Below are 17,096 nucleotides of genomic sequence, written 5' to 3' on the forward strand. Positions count from 1 at the left end.
GTCTTGAAAGAGCCGAACACCGCGTTCGCGAAACTCAGCCGTATATTTGGGTGGAACTATCTTCTGATCCATAAGGGCCATCCTGTGAGAGTTTTACTCTCCGGTAAACCCGGGGCGGTTCAGACAGCCTTGAATTCCGAAATCTGATCGGCCGATTCGCAACCGGCGTCGCCGTGATCCTTACCGAAGAACACGGACGGCCCGCCGGCATGACGGTAAATTCGCTGACTTCCGTCAGCCTTGATCCCATCCTCCTATTGTTTTGCGCTCGAAACGAAAGCCGGGTGGCGCAAAGCGTGCTGAGTACCGGGCGTTTTTCCGTGAATATCTTAGCCCGGGATCAGACCGACATCTCCAATGCCTTTGCGGGGTGTGGCGATCCGGACTTGGTGCCGTTGATCCGCGAACGTGGTTTCCTGCGGCTTGCGGCACCTACGGCGGCCTTTCTATGCGAGGTAGCGCAGGTGTACCCCGGCGGGGACCACCAGATTATCCTAGGCCGACCTCTGCACATGAGCGCCCCCAGCGATGGCGATCGGCCGCTGGTGTTTTACCAGGGGAAATATACCGCCCTTCCCGACACCGCCAGATGCTGAACAGCAAACCTCCCCGTTCTAGGTTCTGGTCAGGAATTAAGGATTACCTGATCAGGATATGGATTGCGGCAATCGTCACGAAGCCCATGAAGTTGGCCAGGAGCTTGTCATAGCGAGTGGCAACGCGCCTGAAGTGTTTGAGCTTATTGAACAAACGCTCGATGGCGTTCCGTTCTTTATAGATTGTCCAGTCGCAAGCGTGGGGCCGCAGGCGATTGTGGCGCGGCGGAATGACGGGTGTTGCTCCCAAATCAAGGATAGCATCGTGGAAATGCTCCGCGTCGTATGCCCGATCCGCGATAACGTAATTGGGTTTGTAGCCCTTGAGGCGCTGTTGCGCGCCAGCGCCGAGCGTACGGTCGACGCCTTGTGGAACCCCGTTGGCGACCTCTGCGCTCACTTCAAAACACAGGAATGCGCAAACTACTTCGCTGCCGCCGGATATGAACCAACGTAAAACGGATACGCTCTAACAATGCCAAACCGGTTCAACAACTTGGCAATGCCCTTCAGACATCGACGCTTCCAATAGGATGAATATAAAACCCAACATGACACCAATTGGGCCAGCGGCGGGCGTCGACATCATCAAGCCCTGCCCCCGTCACAGCACGCGGTCGAGCAGATCTAGCCAGTTCTCACCCATGACCTTGCGGATGCGAGTTTCCGTCCAGCCCGCCCTTTCCATCGCAGTGGTCAGATTGGGATAATCAGCAATGGATTCCAGACCGTCGGGAAAATCAACCTTCCAGAATTCGGTCAGCTGGCGGCCGACGCCCTTGTCCCGGTTGAGATATTCAAAGAACGGTGTGCTGTAGCCCATGGTGAAGTCGGTCCCGAAACCAACCTGATCCTCTCCAACGAGGTTGATGATGTATCCAATCGCCTCGACGTAGTCGTCCACGGTGGAGTCATTGCCCCTGCGAAGGAACGGCGGAAACATCGTCACGCCGACAAAGCCCTCGTGCTCGGCGATGAAGCGGAGCTGTTCGTCGGACTTGTTCCGGGGATGCTCCTTCAGACCACTCGGCAGACAATGGCTGTAGGCGACCGGCTTCTTCGACGCGAGGATAACTTCACGTGATGTGTTCGGCCCCACGTGGCTGAGATCGCAAAGCATGCCGACCCGGTTCATTTCGGCAACCACATCGTGACCAAAATCGGACAATCCGCTGTCCCGGCGTTCATAGCAACCGCATCCCACGAGGTTTTGGGTATTGTAGGTCATCTGTACGATGCCGACGCCCTGTTCCTTGAAGATTTCGATGAACTCGAGGCGATCCTCGAAAGCGGTCGTATTCTGGAATCCCAGAACTATCGCCGTCTTGCCGTCCTGCTTGGCCTGTCGGATGTCATCGGCGGTGCGGGCCTTGACAAGCCGGTCCGGATACCTGGAAAAAAATCTGTTCCACTCGCCGATGTTCAGCATCGTATCGCGAAAGTTTTCCCACACGGAACAGGTGCAGTTGGCAGCCGTCAGGCCGCCGCGCTGCATGGCGTCAAAAACCTCTTCGCCCCATTTGGAAATGATCAGTCCGTCAAAGACGATCAGGTCATCGTGCAGGCTTCCGGTGCTCATTTGGCGTTTCCTTTTGGTTCCAGATCCACCTGCTTCCGGGCCATTCGCGCAAAAGCAGAAAATTCAGTCATGTCTGGGTGTTAGAGATAGATATTGCGGACAATTGCATCGTGATCGCCGGCCATGGCGGCAACATCGCCACCGTCGACAACCTGACCATCACGAAGAACGATGAAGCGGTCGGCGGCCCGGAAAGCCAGGTTGAGGTTTTGCTCAACCATCAGCATGGTCACGCCTTCGCTTTTCAGCTGGTCCATGATGGTTGCGATTTCTTCGCAAAACTGAGGGGAAAGCCCGCCGGACGGCTCATCCAGCAGCAATATCAAGGGGGACGACATCAGCGCGCGCCCGATGGCGACCATCTGCTGTTCGCCGCCGGAAAGGGTTCTCGTTGCTTGACGCCTCCGCTCGGCCAGTCGCGGGAAGCGGTCGTAAATATCGGCAAGGACCTGCGCGGCCTTGCCCTTGCCGCGCTGCATCGCGCCCAGTCTCAAGTTGTCTTCAACCGATAGATCGGGGAATAGGTCGCGGGCTTGTGAAACCTGGGCGACGCCCTGCTTGAAAATGGTGTGCGGTCCTTTGCCCGCGAGTTCGGTTCCGTTCAGCGAGATCGAGCCAGATACGGGTTTGACGAACCCGCAGATCGCATTCATCGACGTTGATTTGCCCGAGCCATTTGCCCCGAGCAGCGTCAGGCATTCGCCATTGCGCACGTCAAAGCTCGCCCCGCGCAATATGGCTTTTTTGCCATAGCTCACGTGAAGGTCGGTGATTTTCAGCAATACATCATGCATGACCAAGATAGGCCTCCAGAACCGCCTTGTCCGACCGGATTTCCTCCGGTGTACCTTCAGAAATCCGGGCACCTGCTGCCATGACGAGGATCCGGTCGGCGGCTGCCATCACCAGTTCGACCGCATGTTCGATGAGCAGAATGCCGACCCCTTTTTCACCGGAAAGCCGTTTGATGATTTCCATCATCTGCTGCCGGGCAACGGGAGACAGCCCTACGGCCGGTTCGTCGAGCAGCAGGACCGGTGGTTCGCTTGCCACCGTCCGGACAATTTCAACGATACGCTGCTGTCCGCCGGATAGGTCGCCGGCCGGTGTGTCTGCCATGTGATCCATACTCATGAGCTTGAGCAAATCACGCGCTTTTTCGCGGATTTCGATCTCGGCTTCCACGGCCTTTCTGCGGCCAAGCAGGACATCGAAAAACGTTCCGGGGGTCTGTGTGTGCAAGCCGGTCATGACGTTTTCCAGAACGGTCAGCGCGGCAAACAGGCCTCCATTCTGGAAGGTTCGCCGCAAGCCTTTTTCGGCGATCAGATGCGGCGAACAATGCACGATTTCGGTGTCTTCCAGCAGAACTGAACCTGCGGTCGGCCGGGCATATCCGGATATCGCGTTGAAAAGCGTGGTCTTCCCCGCACCGTTGGGTCCGATCACCGCACGCACCTGCCCCGCCTCCAGTTCGAACGAGACGTCGTCTAGCGCTTTCAGACCGGAAAAATGAACACTGAGACCTTCGACTTTGAGCAATGATGTCATTGGCATCAGTCCCTGTGATAGCGTTGTTGAAAGATCGGCGAGACGCGGGCGAGGAGGCTGGCAAGGCCCTTGGGCATGACCAGAAGCACCACCATGACGATGACGCCGAAAAAGATCTCTTCCATGCCCGGGAAGGCGCGTACGTATTCGGGCAGCGCCGTCAGCGCGACTGCTCCCAGGACGGCGCCTGCCACTGAACCAAGCCCGCCAACAAGCACCATTGCAAAATTGACGATCAATTGAGTGAGGCCAAAGGATTCCGGGAACACCCTGCCGGTATGCAGCGCGAACATTGCCCCCGCAATGCCGACAATGAAGCCGGACCACATGAAGGCGGTGACAATGATCTGTGATGTGGGAATGCCGAGAGACGCAGTTGCGATTTCGTTTTCGCGCACGGCAATGATCGCCCGGCCAATGCGGGAGCGCAGCAGATTTACGGTTCCGGCAACCAGCAGGCATGTGATGATCAGAAACACATAGAACTGAACAGTGTCAGAGGTCAGTGCCAGCCCGAAATCGCGCTCGCGCGAAACCGGCAGGCCGTCTGTGCCGCCCGTCAGCACGCCGGTATGGGTATAAAACCAGCGCATGAGTTCGCCGAATGCCATCGTTACGATGGCCAGATAGTAAAGGCGGATACCGCGCAAGGCTGCCGCAGAGGCCAGGAAACCTCCAAACGCACCGGCCAATCCGGCAAGCGGGACAGTCGCCAGCCACGGCAGACCCAGGTTGGTGCTGGCTATGGCCGACGCATAGGCGCCAATTCCGAAAAAAGCGGTATTGGCAAAGGCAAGTTGCCCGAGATTGCCGATAACCACCGAGAAGCCCAGTGTCACCAGCGTGTAGATGAGCATAGCGTTGGCAATGAACTGGGTATAGGGGTTCGTCAGGAGCGGAAGAGCGAGCGCGATCAGAGGCACCAGCCAGAATATCCGTCTGCGTTTCGAAAGAGTGCCGGTGGAAGTTTGCATGATGTCCAACCTCAGACTTTCACGACGACCTTGCGGCCAAACAAGCCGCGCGGACGGATCAGTAGAACAGCAATGATCAGGAGATAAGCGGTGATATCGATCAGGGTCGTATCGATATAGGCACCGGAATATTGCTCAGCGACACCTAGCAGCAGGCCGCCCAGGACAGCGCCTGCCAGGGATCCAAACCCTCCAAGTGTCATGGCTGCGAACCCCTTGATGAGAAAGCTTGCGCCAAGGTCGGGATGAAGCAGGGAGATCGGTGCAATCAGAACCCCGGCGACTGCACCGAGCGCTGCGCCCAAACCCCAGCTGAAATTGTGAAAACGTTCGACGTCGATTCCGATCAGACGCGCGCCTCGTTCCGACTGATAGACGGCCTGCACCATCTTGCCGATATCGGTGAAGTGCAGAACGGTAAAGAAGACCACGAGCAGCACTGCAACGATGGAGATGATGAACAGGGCATCTCCCGTAATCACCACGGAGCCGATGAAAATCGGGTCGATGTCGAAGACCCTGGGCATGGGAAGCACTTCGCGTCCCCAAACCGTCCGCGCAATCCCGCGGAGCGTGAAGCCGAAGGAAATGCTCATGAGCGCAAGGCCGACGTGCGGCCCGCCCCGGATCGGCCCGATCAGCCCGCGGCTGAAGGCGACGCCAAGCAGGAACATCGCAACGATGGCGATAAGGCTGGCCGGAAGAAAGGCTATGCCGATCGCCACGACAAGCACATAGGTAAGAAAGGCGCCTGCCATGACGAAATCACCGTGGCCAAAGCTGACGATGGTCGTGGACCGGTAGACGACGGTCAGTGACAAGGCGATCAGTGCATAGATTGCGCCTTGAGACACACCGCTGAGAGTGAGCTGGAGAAACATGAAGCCTTTTCCGTTAGTTGCCCCTGGATAATCCGGATTGACGGGGCCGCCCCGGCGGCCCCGTTATCAGCATTGAACCAGGCTCAGTACGGTGTGTTCCAGGCCTTCAGAACCGTCGGCTGTCCGTCGACGAACCCGGCAACTGCCGAACTCTTGGCGCCGCGATGTTCTTCCGGAGACCAAGTGATGGTCGAGGAGAGAATGCCCGTATCGAGGTTCTCGATCTTGTCCAGTTCGGCCATGACCTTCGAGCGGGTGAGATCAGGTCCGGCAGCCTTCAGCGCTTCGACAAGGGCCACGCCGGAACCGATCGAGATGTAGGAGAAGTTCGTCAGCTCCTCATCCGGATAGTATTTGTGGATCATGTCGGCCCACTTCTTCATGAGCGGTCCGTCCAGATTGTCGACATAGGGATGCAGGACGAAGTAGTTTTTGACGGTGTCGAGGTCTCCCACTCGCTTCAGCGTGTTTTCAAGGTCCGTTCCCGCCGTTCCCATGACCGGCGTATCCAGCCCGTATTTTTTCATGTCGCGCAGAAAGATCGCCGTCTCAGCCTCATAAAGGGCACCGATGATGAAGTCGGGATTGGCCTGGCGCAGCTTCAGAACCTGAGCGGTCGCGTCTGTTTGTCCACGTTCCATGACGAGTTCAGCAACGGGCTCGATGCCATGTCCCTTGAGATACGCCCTGGCAGGATTGCTGTAAGAATGCGCCCAGTCGTTGGAATGTTCGACGATCGCGACCTTCTTGGTGTCCGGTTTGGACAGCACGAATGCAGCCATCGCCTCGCCGTTGGTATTACCGGTTGGAACACCATGGAAAATATTCTCAACCGGCGGGACGGAAATCGTGTCGCTGACGGCATGCGCCACGATCCAGGGAAGGCCCGCGTCGACAATTTCCGGCTTGATGGCGACAGCGGCGCCGCTGCAGGAGTTTCCGTGCAGCATAAAGACCTCGTCCTGGTGGATCAACTTCTTGGCGGCGGCCAGTGCCTTGGCGGGATCGCACCCCGTGTCCTCCTGAACCGCAACGATTTTACGGCCGTTAATACCGCCCTCGTCATTGATCATCTGGTAGAAGGCCATCAAGCCGATTTCGGCCTTGCTGTAGGAAGATGCATTCCCGCTGAACGGCCCCATAACGCCGATCTTGATAGAATCGTCAGTCAGTCCCGTAGTTTCGTCCGCAGCAGCGGAGCCGGTTGCAGCGAGCGCAAGGCCCACGAGCAATCCGAGTTTTTTCGGTTTGAATTTCATGTCATTCCCCTCTTTTTTGAGTTTTAGTCCGACATTTACAAACAGTTCGGCCTGTTTTTTTATTGGTTAGGCGGTCACCTCCGCTACCGGTGTCACGTAAGAACGCAACATGCTTTTGATCGCCTGTATCATTTCAGTGAAGTAAAGCTTGTCCTTGCGCAAAACGGCCTGAACCGCCATCCCGCGAAACACATTCATCACCAAGTTCATTGCGGTGCGCGAGGAAATCGACTTCGGATCGGAGGCGGTGAAAGTGGCCTCCCAAACGGCTTCAAAACGGGCATGTAGGTCAAGAATGAGCGGCTCAAGACGTTTGCGCAGTTCCTGATCGCCTCGAGCGGCGACAATGATCTCCAAGGATGCATAGAACCACGTCCCGTTCAGCATTTCTGCCCAGAGTTTTTCCAGAAATGTATCCAGATCGTAGTTACTTTGCCGCAGTCCTGCGGCAAGTTTTTCGATATCTTCTGCAAAGCCATCGAACATGGCCTCGGTTGCGGCGACGATGAGATCTATCTTTCCCGGATAGTGATGTGTTTGAGCCCCACGGGAAACCCCAGCCCGCTGTACGATGCCGGGCGTGCTGGTGTTCGCGTATCCAACCTCCAGAAGCGAGGCGATTGTTGCCTGGTGAAGAAGTCGCCGGGTCTCGGCGCTGCGTTCATCTTGTGTCCGACGTCGCGTCATCTTTCGTGTCCGCAAAGAAACATACAGGTGAGTATGTATCTTTTCTAAGATCTGTCAATAAACCGTCGCGTGCAGATATTAGGCTGTGTGCCGATATTTTCGGCACTGCTAAAAGGACAGATTTTGGTACTTTCGACCTGTTCAGCCTGGGATTAAGCTCATCCCAAGTCGCAAACCGAGGGATCGGAACCATAAAGTTCCGACGGGCATAACCGACAAGGCCTTTGACGCCCCCTAGTCGTTGCCCTTGCCCGGACGGCCATACCGATCCCGGATCAGGTTGCGGGATAGAAACCCGCTGAACTGCGCCGTACGCTTGCACGCGCCGTCAGGTAGGATCTTTGCCACAAGGCAACGGTCGTTTTCGTAGACATTCTATTGCGGCTGCAACGCCTAACAAGGCGAACGCATGGATGTCGCCGTCCACCCAGGCCTTCGCCGGCAGGTCCGACTACATTTTGCTATGCTTCACTTCACACGACCCGCAGCGAGCATCCAAAAAACAGCAGCTAAGAGGTACAGAGGACTTCATACCGACATGGTCAGTAAGCGGTGCGTTCAAATGCTCTGCACAAGTGACAGATCGGTTTGATCAGAAATGGCCAACGCACCCATCGAGAGCACTTTTTCCAAGCGATGACGGGCCAGACGATGATGTTCAACTGCAAGACGGTCGGCTTCCTCGATATCTCCATTTTCTATAGCTTGCAGGATATCCCGGTGCTGTTCCGCAGTTACGGACAAATGCTCTTTTGTGTGTTTGGTCGCGTAGACGTTGCCCGAAAAGCAAGCCCGGTTGAAGCGAAGGGATCCGATCAGCACGCGCTCATAGAATTCTGAAAAATAGCGGTTCTTGGCACTGGCCGAGATCGCCAGGTGGAAAGCGTAGTTAGCTTCGGAAAGCACAGCTCCGCGTTGCGAAGGGATGGCGTTTTCGAAGAGTGTCATCTTCTCGCGGATGATCTGCAGGTCAGCTTCAGTGCGAAATTCGGCGGCCAAGCGTTGAATCATCCGACTTGATATCAGCAGAGCGTCGTAAAGCGGTGGAATGTCGTCGATATCGAGCGGCGCAACCCTGGCGCTGCGCCCTTCACGCACAACCAACCCGTCAGCGATGAGCTGGATGATCGCTTCACGGATCGGTGTGCGCGATACGTCAAGCTGCCGGGTCAGGCTGGCCTCGTCCAGAACCGATCCCGGGCGCAGCTCGAGTGTCAGGATCCTCTCACGCAGCGTCCGATAGGGCGTATTTCCGCTGCGGTCTTTGGTGCCGTTTGACAAGCGCTCACCTCCATTTCCTTTTCGTATGGTCGTATGAGATTAGCCTCCACTTGACCAGTCAACAAATTTCAGTATACGAAATGGATACTGAAATTTGGACGAGGGTCAAATGAGCTGGATTGTTGGTGTCGATGTTGGTGGCACCTTTACCGATTTTTGCGCACGGCACGTCGCGAGCGGCCGAACCGTAGTGCACAAGCGCCCATCGACACCGGATGACCCATCGACAGCAATCCTGCAGGGGTTTGCTGAGCTGCATGAAATCGCAGGTTTCGCCGGTGAGGACGTGGAGCGCTTTGCGCACGGAACGACAGTTGCCACCAACGCACTTTTGCAGCGCAAGGGCGGGGAACTGGCGGTGGTGACGACGCGCGGTTTCAGGGACATGCTGGAGATCGGTCGGCAAATCCGGCCGAAAATCTATGATTTGCAGGAAGATGCGCCGCCTCCGCTTGCGGCAAGGCATCGCAGGATCGAGGTTGGCGAACGGATCGGTGCCGATGGCAACAGCGTCGTCGACCTGAACGATCAGGAGATTGAATCGCTTCTGGACCGCATCGATGTGCTGGAAGGCATCGACTGCTGTGCGGTCTGTCTTTTGTTTTCCTTTCTGAATCCAGAGCATGAACTCCGGATAGCAGAGGCGCTGCGCCGCCGGCGGCCCGAGCTTTTCATATCCCTGTCGAGCCAGGTGCAGCCGGAGTTTCGTGAATTCGAACGGTTTTCGACCACGGCAATCAATGCGTTCCTGCAGCCGCAGGTCAGCAACTACATGACGCACCTCAAGACCCAGATCGCAGAGGCGGCACCAAATGCGGCGTTCGGCATTTTCCAGTCCAGCGGCGGGCTGATGTCGGTCGATCGGGCGGCGGAATTTCCCGTGCGGACCGCACTGTCGGGCCCGGCAGCAGGAGCCGTCGGCGCCATCGTGTCGGCGGCAAAGTCGGGGATCAAGGATATCATCACCCTTGATATCGGCGGCACCAGCACAGATGTCTGCCTGATCCAGGATGGGCGTGCGGCGCTGGCCAATGTGCGTGACATTGCCGGTTTCCGTATCCGTCTGCCGATGATTGACATTCATACAGTCGGCGCTGGAGGCGGCTCCATCGCACATCTGGCGGCGGATGGCCTCTTGAAGGTCGGGCCGATCAGCGCGGGGGCGGTGCCGGGGCCGGCCTGTTACGGCCGGGGTGGCACAGAGCCGACAGTTTCGGATGCGAACATGCTCCTGGGCCGCTTGCCTGAAAGTCTGGTCGGCGGTGGAATGACCCTCGACCGCGACAAGGCGGTTAACGCGGTGGCGCCGCTGGCGAACAATCTGGGGCTTTCACCGGAAGAGACAGCTTTTGGCATTCTCAGCATTGCGGCTTCGAACATGGTTCGGGCGATCCGGGTGGTCTCTGTCGAGCGCGGGCATGATCCGCGCGATTTCACGCTGATGCCCTTCGGCGGCGCGGGAGGGCTGCATGTGGCGGATATCGCTCGCGAACTGGGCATGACCCGCATCCTTGTCCCGCGTTCGCCAGGCATCCTGTGTGCCGAGGGGCTGATCGTATCAGATTTGCAGGAGAATCTGGTCGGCAGTTGCCGGGTCAAGCTGGGCGCGGACCTGACCGAAGTTGAGACAATCCTGGCCGATTTGCGCACTCGCGCCGATGCATGGTTCGATCAGGAGGCGGTTGACGAGGGGGAACGGCGCTTGCGGCTTGTCCTGGACATGCGTTACGTCGGCCAGAACCACGAGCTGCAGGTCGAGACCAGTGGCGAAACGTGCGCGCCGGACCTGCCGGATGTCGACAAGCTCAAGCGCCTGTTCTTCGAAACCCATGAACGCGCGTACGGGCACCACGATCCCGATGCACCCATTGAAATCGTCAATCTGAGGCTGCGGGCGACCGCTAAGCTGGTGCACGGCGAAAGCGCCACGCCGCCACCTGCCGAGACACCGCGACCCGTCAGCCGTCACAATGTCTGGTTTGACCGGTCCGGTCCGATTGATACTCCGGTCTATGACCGCGCCACGCTGCCTGTCGGCTTCGATCTGCAAGGTCCTGCGATCGTCACACAGATCGACGCAACGACCGTGGTCCCGCCATGGGCGCGACTGACCGTGGACGAAGCCTGCAACATAATCATGGAGATACGGCATTGAGTGGAACAGGGCTTGACCCGATCTCGCTGGAGATCGCCTGGAACGGACTGAAGTCGATCACCGACGAGTGTTTTCTGACGCTGATGCGCAGCGCCTTTTCGACCAATGTTAAGGAGCGTCACGACCACTCCACGGCTATCGCTGATGCAAAGGGGCGGCTGATTGTGCAGGCCGAACAGTCGTTACCGATCCACTTGGCGTCGATGGGCGGCCTGATCCGACACATTGTTGAGCGGTACGGCGACAGCGTCGCTCCCGGCGACATGTTCATCGCCAACGACCCTCATGTGGCAGGCGGAACGCACCTGCCGGATATCAACACAGCCATGCCGGTGTTCAAGGAAGATCGCCTGATCGGGTTCGTCGCCAACATCGTGCATCACGCAGACGTCGGCGGCGCAGCCGTGGGCTCCATGTCGGGAGGAATGAACGAGATCTACAAGGAAGGCCTGCGCATTCCAATTGTCCGCCTTTACCGCAAGGGTGTGCTCCAGGACGATATCCTGCGGCTGCTGCTCTTGAACATGCGCCTGCCGGATGAGCGCAGGGGCGACCTGAACGCCCAGATTGCAGCCTGCAAGCTGGGTGTGACGCGCCTGGGCCACATGCTCGAACGCTTTGGCGCGGATTATGTCACTCAGGCTTTCGACGAGATCGTCGAGAGGACGCGCATGCGCATGCGCTCGGCAATCGCAGGGCTTCCGGATGGCACCTATGCATTTGAAGACGTGATGGATGATGACGGTATCTCGACCGAGGACATCCGCATCAAACTTGAGATCCGCAAGCGGGGCGATGCGATAACCTTCGACTTTACCGGCACCGATCCGCAAGTGCCGGGCAACTTCAACCTGACGATGAACGGCACCCAATCGGCAGTGTGCTACAGCCTCAAGGCCCTGTTGGATCCGGATGTGCCAAACAATCATGGCGTCATCGAGTCGATTGTGATCGTCGCGCCCGAGGGCTCGATCGTGAATTGCGTGTCGCCGGCCTCCGTGGCGCTTCGACTGAATACCTGTCAGCGCTTGGTCGACGTTATTCTCGGGGCGTTTTCTGAAGTGCTGCCTGAGCGGGTGATCGGGGCTGCGAACGGGGCCAACACCAGTGCGGTTTTCGCAGGCATCGACCCCAGGACTGCGCAGCAATATGTCTATCTGGAGACGCTTGGTGGTGGCATGGGCGCGCGGATGACCAGAGACGGCAAAGACGGAGTGCAGGTGCATATCACCAACACGTCGAACCTGCCGGTGGAAGCTATCGAAATGGAGTACCCATTGCGCGTCGAGGAGTACGCGCTGGTTGAAGACTCCGGCGGCGCGGGCACCCATCGCGGCGGTCTGGGCATCCGGCGGACGATCCGCCCAATTGATCACGAATGCGAATTCAACGGCGTGGGCGAACGATTCCGCCACGCGCCTTGGGGAATTCTGGGGGGACGCCCCGGAATGCCCGGCCGGTTCTATCTGCGCGATGATCAAGGCCGGGAACATACCTTGCCAGCCAAGGCAAGCGGCATCCGGATAACGCCGGAAACGGCCGCAGTTATAGAAACGCCGGGGGCGGGCGGCTACGGCGAACCAAAAAGTCGCCCGGTGCAGCTTGTCGAAGAAGACCGAAGTTCGGGTAAGTTTTCCGAAGAATACATACGCGATGCCTATGGACCAGCAATTGCGTGACGTCGGAGAGTTCAAGTTTCATCTATAAAAAACAGAGAGGGAATAACAATGCACTTGAAGGAGATAATTGCAGCCACCGGGATTGTCATCGGTATGGCGGTGCAGCCGCTCTACGCCGCCGACATAAATTGGGACATGGCCAACGAGTATAACGACACATCGATCCACGCCGAGGGCGACAAGATCTTTTCCGCCAAACTGGCGGAACTGACCGGCGGCGCGATCAAGATCACCCATCACTTCGGCGGCTCCATCGGATTTAAGTCCAAGGACCAGCTCGACGCGGTCGGTGACGGCGCATTGCCGATCGCGGACACCTATGTGGGCCCGCTGGGTGGCATTGATCAGATGTTCCTGCTGCCATCCCTGCCGTTCCTGGCCAAGACACCCCAGGAAGCTCGCAACCTCTTCGAGGCGGCGCGGAGTGAATATGAAGCCGTGTTTGCTGCCTACAACCAGAAGCTCCTGTGGGCATCACCGTGGCCGCCTTCGGGGATCTGGGCCAAGAAACCTGTCGCAGATACTGCCGCTTTGGAAGACCTGAAGATCCGCACCTACGACGCCAACGGCACCATCACGCTGCAACAGGTAAACGCCATTCCGATCCAGCTGAGTTGGGCCGACGTGGTACCGCAGCTGTCGACCGGCGGCATCGCAGCCGTCCTGACATCGGCTGAAGCCGGAGCGAACGCCAAGTTCTGGGAGCATCTCGATTACTTCACCGAAGTGAATTACGCGATGCCGCTGAACATGGTCCATATCAATCTCGATACCTGGAACGGTCTGTCGTCCGCTCACCAAGAGGCGGTCCTGCAAGCAGCCAAAGCCGCCGAAGACCACGTTTGGCAAAGCGTCGTCGCTCGCGTTGACGATAACTACACCCAGATGCGCGCGGAAAATATGACCGTCGTAACCGATGTCGATCCGGCCTTGCTGACAGCCCTGCGTAACGCCGGCCAGGACGCGCGCGAGGAATGGCTCGCGAAGACCGGCGACAAGGGCAAGGCGATACTTGATGCCTATATGTCGAAGTAAGGTAGTGCGGCCAGCTCTTCTGCTGTTCGATAGAGCCGCAACCGCGCTCAATCGCGTGGCGGGCGGTCTGGCCGCCGTCCTCCTGGTTCATATCTTTCTCCACATCGTCTTAGAGATTGTGCTGCGAAGCTTCTTCAACAGTTCAACCTTCGTGCTCGACGAATTCGTAGGGTACGCCATCGCAGCGATGACTTTTCTGTCGCTGGGATACGCTTTGAACTCGGGAAGCCTCATCCGTGTGGATCTCATGGTCGGGCGGCTGAGAGGCCGCCCACGCCGTTGGGCGGAATTGTTCTGCCTCGCGGCCAGCTTCGCCATCTCCGGATACAGTGCCTGGTGGGTCGGCCGCGACGCGCTTCGCAACTGGAGCCGGGGCGCCGTCAGCGAGAGCATCGCCGAAGTCCCACTCTGGCTGCCCGTCGGCGCGGTTTGGCTCGGACTTGTTTTGTTGATGATACAACTTCTCGCCTGTTTTCTGCGCGTCGCTGCCGGCGGCGAGCTCATACAATCCGAGGGGGCTGAATAATTCATGGACGCAATGGTTTCTGGGCTTATAGTCCTGGTTCTGATCCTGCTGTTTCTGGGCAGCGGCGTCTGGGTTTTCGTCGGCCTGCTTCTGGTCTCAACCACAGGTCTTGCCCTGGTTCTCGACTTTCCTCCCCACCGGATCGGCGTAATCCTGAGCAAGATCCTGTTTCGAAGCGCCAGTTCTTGGGAACTGGCGGCAATCCCTTTGTTCATCTGGATGGGAGAGATCATCTTTCGAACCAACATATCGGCGCGCCTGTTTGAGGGACTTGCGCCCTTTGTCAGCCGTTTGCCAGGGGGGCTGATCCACACCAATGTGGCGGGCTCGACCCTGTTCGCGGCCGTCTCCGGGTCGTCGGCTGCGACCACGGCGACTGTGGGCAAGATCACGACCGTCGAGTTGAAGCGGCGCGGTTACGACCAAGCCCTCTCTCTCGGCTCACTGGCCGGGGCTGGAAGTTTGGGACTTTTGATTCCTCCCTCAATTGTAATGATCATCTATGGCGTACTGGCCGAAGTCTCGATCACCCGACTGTTTGCGGCCGGCATCCTGCCGGGGTTGCTCGTGGCAGGGCTGTATTCGGCCTATATCCTGGGCCGCTGCGCGATGACACCCGGCCTGGAGCCCCAGTACGAGGGGCAGCTTGTGTCCAAGCGGCGGGCTCTGCTCGATCTGCTGCCGATCCTCCTGCTCGTGGGGCTGGTGCTCGGGGCCATCTATTCGGGGCTCGCGACGCCGTCAGAGGCGGCGGCAGTCGGCGTTCTGGGAACCCTGATCCTTGCAGCCCTTCTCAGGCAGATGTCGTTGGTACTATTGCGCGACAGCCTGATGGGAGCGGTGCGGGCTTCGGCCATGGTCTGTTCGATCCTGGTCGCTGCCGCGTTTCTATCAACGGCGATGGGTTACATGCACGTACCGCAGGACGTTGCGAAGTTGATCGCCTCCACGGAGATCGGACCGTATGGTCTGATCGTCTTGCTGGCACTGTTTTACATTGTGCTCGGTCTTTTTCTGGACGGCATCTCTATTGTCGTTATGAGCCTGCCAATCACCCTTCCCCCGATTATCGCCATGGGGTTCGATCCAATCTGGTTCGGTGTTTTCCTGGTCCTGATGGTCGAGTTGGGCCAGATGACACCACCCGTCGGTTTCAATCTATTCGTTATCCAGGGGTTGACCGGTGTGCCGATCGGGAAAGTCGCGCGCGCGGCTTTCCCGTTCTTTCTGTTGATGGCGTCCGGTGTGGCTATGATCACCATCTGGCCTCAGATCGCGCTGTGGTTGCCTTCCGTTTTGTTCGGCTGAAAGTCGAAACCATGGGACAGGTCAGATTCGCTGTGAACGGCATGTTCATTTGAAGACAACCCCGATTTGCACTAAACAAGAGACCATATTCCTTGGGATATTGCAGCGAGTTGTTTGTCGGGATGGCATCCGAAAGCGGGACGGCATCGCAAGCTCCTGAATTTCTGGAAAGCTGCAGTGTCCTCTCCGGCCCTGGCTCATGTCCGATCTCTCATTTCGCACGGGATCCACAAAACGGATCCGTTGCGAGATTTGTTGGGTGGCGGGATCGAGAGCAAGCTCTACAATCGCAAAATTGGCGAACTCGACACAGTAATTCCGATCCGAGCAGGATATGGCTCTGTTGCAAATTTTTGTCCGTGGTGTGAGAAGCAGCTTTTTCAAATTGGGTTGTTGATTTCATGAGTGCGTTCAAGGGCCGTCATTTCACGGGCGAAATCGTGTTGTGGGCGGTTCGCTAGTATTGCCGTTACGGGATCAGCTACCGGGATCTTGAACAGATGATGGCCGAGCGCGGTGTGCGGGTTGATCATGCGACAATCTACCGGTGGGTACAGACCTATGCGCCTGAAATGGAAAAACGTCTGCGCTGGCAATGGCGTCGGCCGGCTTCGGGCAGCTGGCGGGTCGATGAAACCTACATCAAAGTCCGTGGAAAATGGACTTATCTGTACCGGGCGGTGGACAATCACGGGAACACCATCGACTTTTATCTCTCGGCCACCCGGAATACGAAGGCCGCAAAACGGTTCCTGGGCAAAGCCTTGAGGGGGCTGAAAGACTGGGAAAAGCCCCATGCGATCAATACCGATAAGGCTCCCACCTACGGCGCGGCCATTTCCGAGCTGAAAGCGGAGGGAAAATGTCCGCAGGACACTGAGCATCGCCAAGTCAAATATTTGAACAACGTCGTTGAGGCCGATCATGGCAAGCTGAAACAGTTGATCCGGCCGGTGCGCGGTTTCAAAACGTTGAAGTCCGCCTACGCGACAATCAAGGGCTTTGAGGTCATGCGCGCCCTGCGCAAAGGGCAGGCCAGCATCTTCAACTTCTCAAATGATGTCCTCGGCGAGGCTCGCATTGTCGAACGTGCGTTCGGCATCGGTCCCTGTGCTCTGGCTGAAGCGATGACTATGCTCGAAAACCATCTTCAAGATGCTGAAGCTTGAACTGGAGTGCCGGATTAGGCCGAAGTCTGTCGGGACGCAAAGTTTGCAACAGAGCCCCTTCACCCATAACGTGACGGGTTCTGTCGCCGCGCCATCACATCTCGATGTAGAACTGGCCCGGCGAAGCTTGGCCTCGGCCCGAATTTCATCGCATCAACCAGCGTCTCTTCGTCGACAAATTTTACAGGCCAATATCCCGCTTTTGGTGTGGAAAACATTTTTATCAACCTTGTGATGGCGCCCCATTCGGTGTTGGGTTGCGCCCTCTCGCAAGGTAATCAACCACTGATTGCCGTAGCCGTAAATCATTGATCTGAAATAAAAAAGGACACTCCGAATGACCTCCGGAGCGCCTGGGCTCATCCCTGTGCCCGGTTCGATAAATGCTGTCTCGACGAGACCACACCAGCCTTTGA

At 57.6% G+C, this 17,096-nt stretch carries 16 protein-coding genes and 3 pseudogenes; 8 read left to right on the forward strand and 11 right to left on the reverse strand.

From position 1 onward, the window contains the following. Positions 1-146 precede the first annotated feature (146 nt). Positions 147-596: a flavin reductase family protein gene (locus M0H32_RS28600; RefSeq protein ID WP_345779393.1), complete on the forward strand. Its 450-nt coding sequence runs from the start codon at positions 147-149 to the stop codon at positions 594-596. Positions 597-639: 43 nt separating this feature from the next. On the opposite strand, the gene M0H32_RS28605 is transcribed toward M0H32_RS28600, so the two are convergent. Further along, entirely contained in the window at positions 640-897 is a 258-nt protein-coding gene (locus M0H32_RS28605; protein ID WP_345779394.1) for a transposase, read from the reverse strand. A 12-nt stretch (positions 898-909) separates the two neighbouring features. On the opposite strand from M0H32_RS28605, the pseudogene M0H32_RS28610 reads away from it, so the two are divergent. Further along, positions 910-1,053, forward strand: a pseudogene (locus M0H32_RS28610) (IS630 family transposase); the annotation flags it as partial. Between the two features lie 147 nt (positions 1,054-1,200). Here the strand turns inward: M0H32_RS28610 and M0H32_RS28615 are convergent. The 9 genes and pseudogenes from M0H32_RS28615 to M0H32_RS28655 form a co-directional block, all read right to left on the reverse strand. Then, a complete protein-coding gene (locus M0H32_RS28615) occupies positions 1,201-2,175 on the reverse strand; it encodes a dipeptidase (protein WP_282449605.1) in 975 nt (324 codons plus the stop codon). A gap of 80 nt (positions 2,176-2,255) precedes the next feature. Then, entirely contained in the window at positions 2,256-2,969 is a 714-nt protein-coding gene (locus tag M0H32_RS28620; RefSeq protein ID WP_248160132.1) for an ABC transporter ATP-binding protein, read from the reverse strand. Next, on the reverse strand, positions 2,962-3,726 hold the full coding sequence (locus M0H32_RS28625) for an ABC transporter ATP-binding protein (protein WP_248160117.1): 765 nt from the start codon (positions 3,724-3,726) through the stop codon (positions 2,962-2,964). The genes M0H32_RS28620 and M0H32_RS28625 overlap by 8 nt, the downstream gene beginning before the upstream one ends. Positions 3,727-3,731: 5 nt before the next feature. Next, positions 3,732-4,700: a branched-chain amino acid ABC transporter permease gene (locus M0H32_RS28630; protein ID WP_248160119.1), complete on the reverse strand. Its 969-nt coding sequence runs from the start codon at positions 4,698-4,700 to the stop codon at positions 3,732-3,734. A gap of 11 nt (positions 4,701-4,711) precedes the next feature. Then, the gene (locus M0H32_RS28635) at positions 4,712-5,581 is read right to left on the reverse strand and encodes a branched-chain amino acid ABC transporter permease (RefSeq protein ID WP_248160120.1); all 870 of its coding nucleotides are present in this window, start codon (positions 5,579-5,581) and stop codon (positions 4,712-4,714) included. Positions 5,582-5,664: 83 nt separating this feature from the next. After that, positions 5,665-6,840 carry an ABC transporter substrate-binding protein gene (locus M0H32_RS28640; protein WP_248160121.1) on the reverse strand — a complete coding sequence of 392 codons (1,176 nt, stop codon included), beginning with the start codon at positions 6,838-6,840 and terminating at the stop codon, positions 5,665-5,667. Positions 6,841-6,906: 66 nt separating this feature from the next. Further along, positions 6,907-7,527, reverse strand: coding sequence for a TetR/AcrR family transcriptional regulator (locus tag M0H32_RS28645; RefSeq protein ID WP_248160122.1), 621 nt, complete (start codon positions 7,525-7,527; stop codon positions 6,907-6,909). A gap of 151 nt (positions 7,528-7,678) precedes the next feature. Continuing rightward, positions 7,679-7,966: pseudogene (locus M0H32_RS28650) on the reverse strand (IS21 family transposase); the annotation flags it as partial. Positions 7,967-8,085: 119 nt separating this feature from the next. Beyond that, entirely contained in the window at positions 8,086-8,808 is a 723-nt protein-coding gene (locus tag M0H32_RS28655; protein ID WP_248160123.1) for a GntR family transcriptional regulator, read from the reverse strand. A 109-nt stretch (positions 8,809-8,917) separates the two neighbouring features. Here M0H32_RS28655 and M0H32_RS28660 point away from each other — a divergent pair, with 109 nt between their 5' ends. From M0H32_RS28660 to M0H32_RS28685, 6 genes and pseudogenes are all read left to right on the forward strand, one after another. Then, positions 8,918-10,963, forward strand: a complete 2,046-nt coding sequence (locus M0H32_RS28660) for a hydantoinase/oxoprolinase family protein (protein ID WP_248160124.1) — start codon at positions 8,918-8,920, stop codon at positions 10,961-10,963. After that, positions 10,960-12,642, forward strand: a complete 1,683-nt coding sequence (locus tag M0H32_RS28665; protein ID WP_248160125.1) for a hydantoinase B/oxoprolinase family protein — start codon at positions 10,960-10,962, stop codon at positions 12,640-12,642. The genes M0H32_RS28660 and M0H32_RS28665 overlap by 4 nt, the downstream gene beginning before the upstream one ends. Before the next feature lie 93 nt (positions 12,643-12,735). Continuing rightward, positions 12,736-13,677, forward strand: a complete 942-nt coding sequence (locus M0H32_RS28670) for a TRAP transporter substrate-binding protein (RefSeq protein ID WP_248160126.1) — start codon at positions 12,736-12,738, stop codon at positions 13,675-13,677. A 4-nt stretch (positions 13,678-13,681) separates the two neighbouring features. Continuing rightward, positions 13,682-14,203, forward strand: a complete 522-nt coding sequence (locus tag M0H32_RS28675) for a TRAP transporter small permease subunit (RefSeq protein ID WP_248160128.1) — start codon at positions 13,682-13,684, stop codon at positions 14,201-14,203. Between the two features lie 3 nt (positions 14,204-14,206). Further along, positions 14,207-15,511 carry a TRAP transporter large permease gene (locus tag M0H32_RS28680; protein ID WP_248160130.1) on the forward strand — a complete coding sequence of 435 codons (1,305 nt, stop codon included), beginning with the start codon at positions 14,207-14,209 and terminating at the stop codon, positions 15,509-15,511. A 401-nt stretch (positions 15,512-15,912) separates the two neighbouring features. Beyond that, positions 15,913-16,680: pseudogene (locus M0H32_RS28685) on the forward strand (IS6 family transposase). Between the two features lie 153 nt (positions 16,681-16,833). Here the strand turns inward: M0H32_RS28685 and M0H32_RS28690 are convergent. Beyond that, positions 16,834-17,096: hypothetical protein (locus M0H32_RS28690; RefSeq protein ID WP_248160131.1), on the reverse strand; the 263-nt coding region annotated here is incomplete at its 5' end.

Source organism: Roseibium sediminicola (genome assembly GCF_023156505.1).
GTDB classification, from domain to species: Bacteria; Pseudomonadota; Alphaproteobacteria; order Rhizobiales; family Stappiaceae; genus Roseibium; species Roseibium sediminicola.

Bases quoted from the DNA above. Each gene is read 5' to 3' on its own strand.
- M0H32_RS28620 (WP_248160132.1), bottom strand. From the start codon at position 2,969: ATGCATGATGTATTGCTGAAAATCACCGACCTTCACGTGAGCTATGGC.
- M0H32_RS28630 (WP_248160119.1), bottom strand. From the start codon at position 4,700: ATGCAAACTTCCACCGGCACTCTTTCGAAACGCAGACGGATATTCTGG.
- M0H32_RS28660 (WP_248160124.1), top strand. From the start codon at position 8,918: ATGAGCTGGATTGTTGGTGTCGATGTTGGTGGCACCTTTACCGATTTT.
- M0H32_RS28635 (WP_248160120.1), bottom strand. From the start codon at position 5,581: ATGTTTCTCCAGCTCACTCTCAGCGGTGTGTCTCAAGGCGCAATCTAT.
- M0H32_RS28615 (WP_282449605.1), bottom strand. From the start codon at position 2,175: ATGAGCACCGGAAGCCTGCACGATGACCTGATCGTCTTTGACGGACTG.
- M0H32_RS28640 (WP_248160121.1), bottom strand. From the start codon at position 6,840: ATGAAATTCAAACCGAAAAAACTCGGATTGCTCGTGGGCCTTGCGCTC.
- M0H32_RS28625 (WP_248160117.1), bottom strand. From the start codon at position 3,726: ATGACATCATTGCTCAAAGTCGAAGGTCTCAGTGTTCATTTTTCCGGT.
- M0H32_RS28670 (WP_248160126.1), top strand. From the start codon at position 12,736: ATGGCGGTGCAGCCGCTCTACGCCGCCGACATAAATTGGGACATGGCC.
- M0H32_RS28645 (WP_248160122.1), bottom strand. From the start codon at position 7,527: ATGACGCGACGTCGGACACAAGATGAACGCAGCGCCGAGACCCGGCGA.
- M0H32_RS28680 (WP_248160130.1), top strand. From the start codon at position 14,207: ATGGACGCAATGGTTTCTGGGCTTATAGTCCTGGTTCTGATCCTGCTG.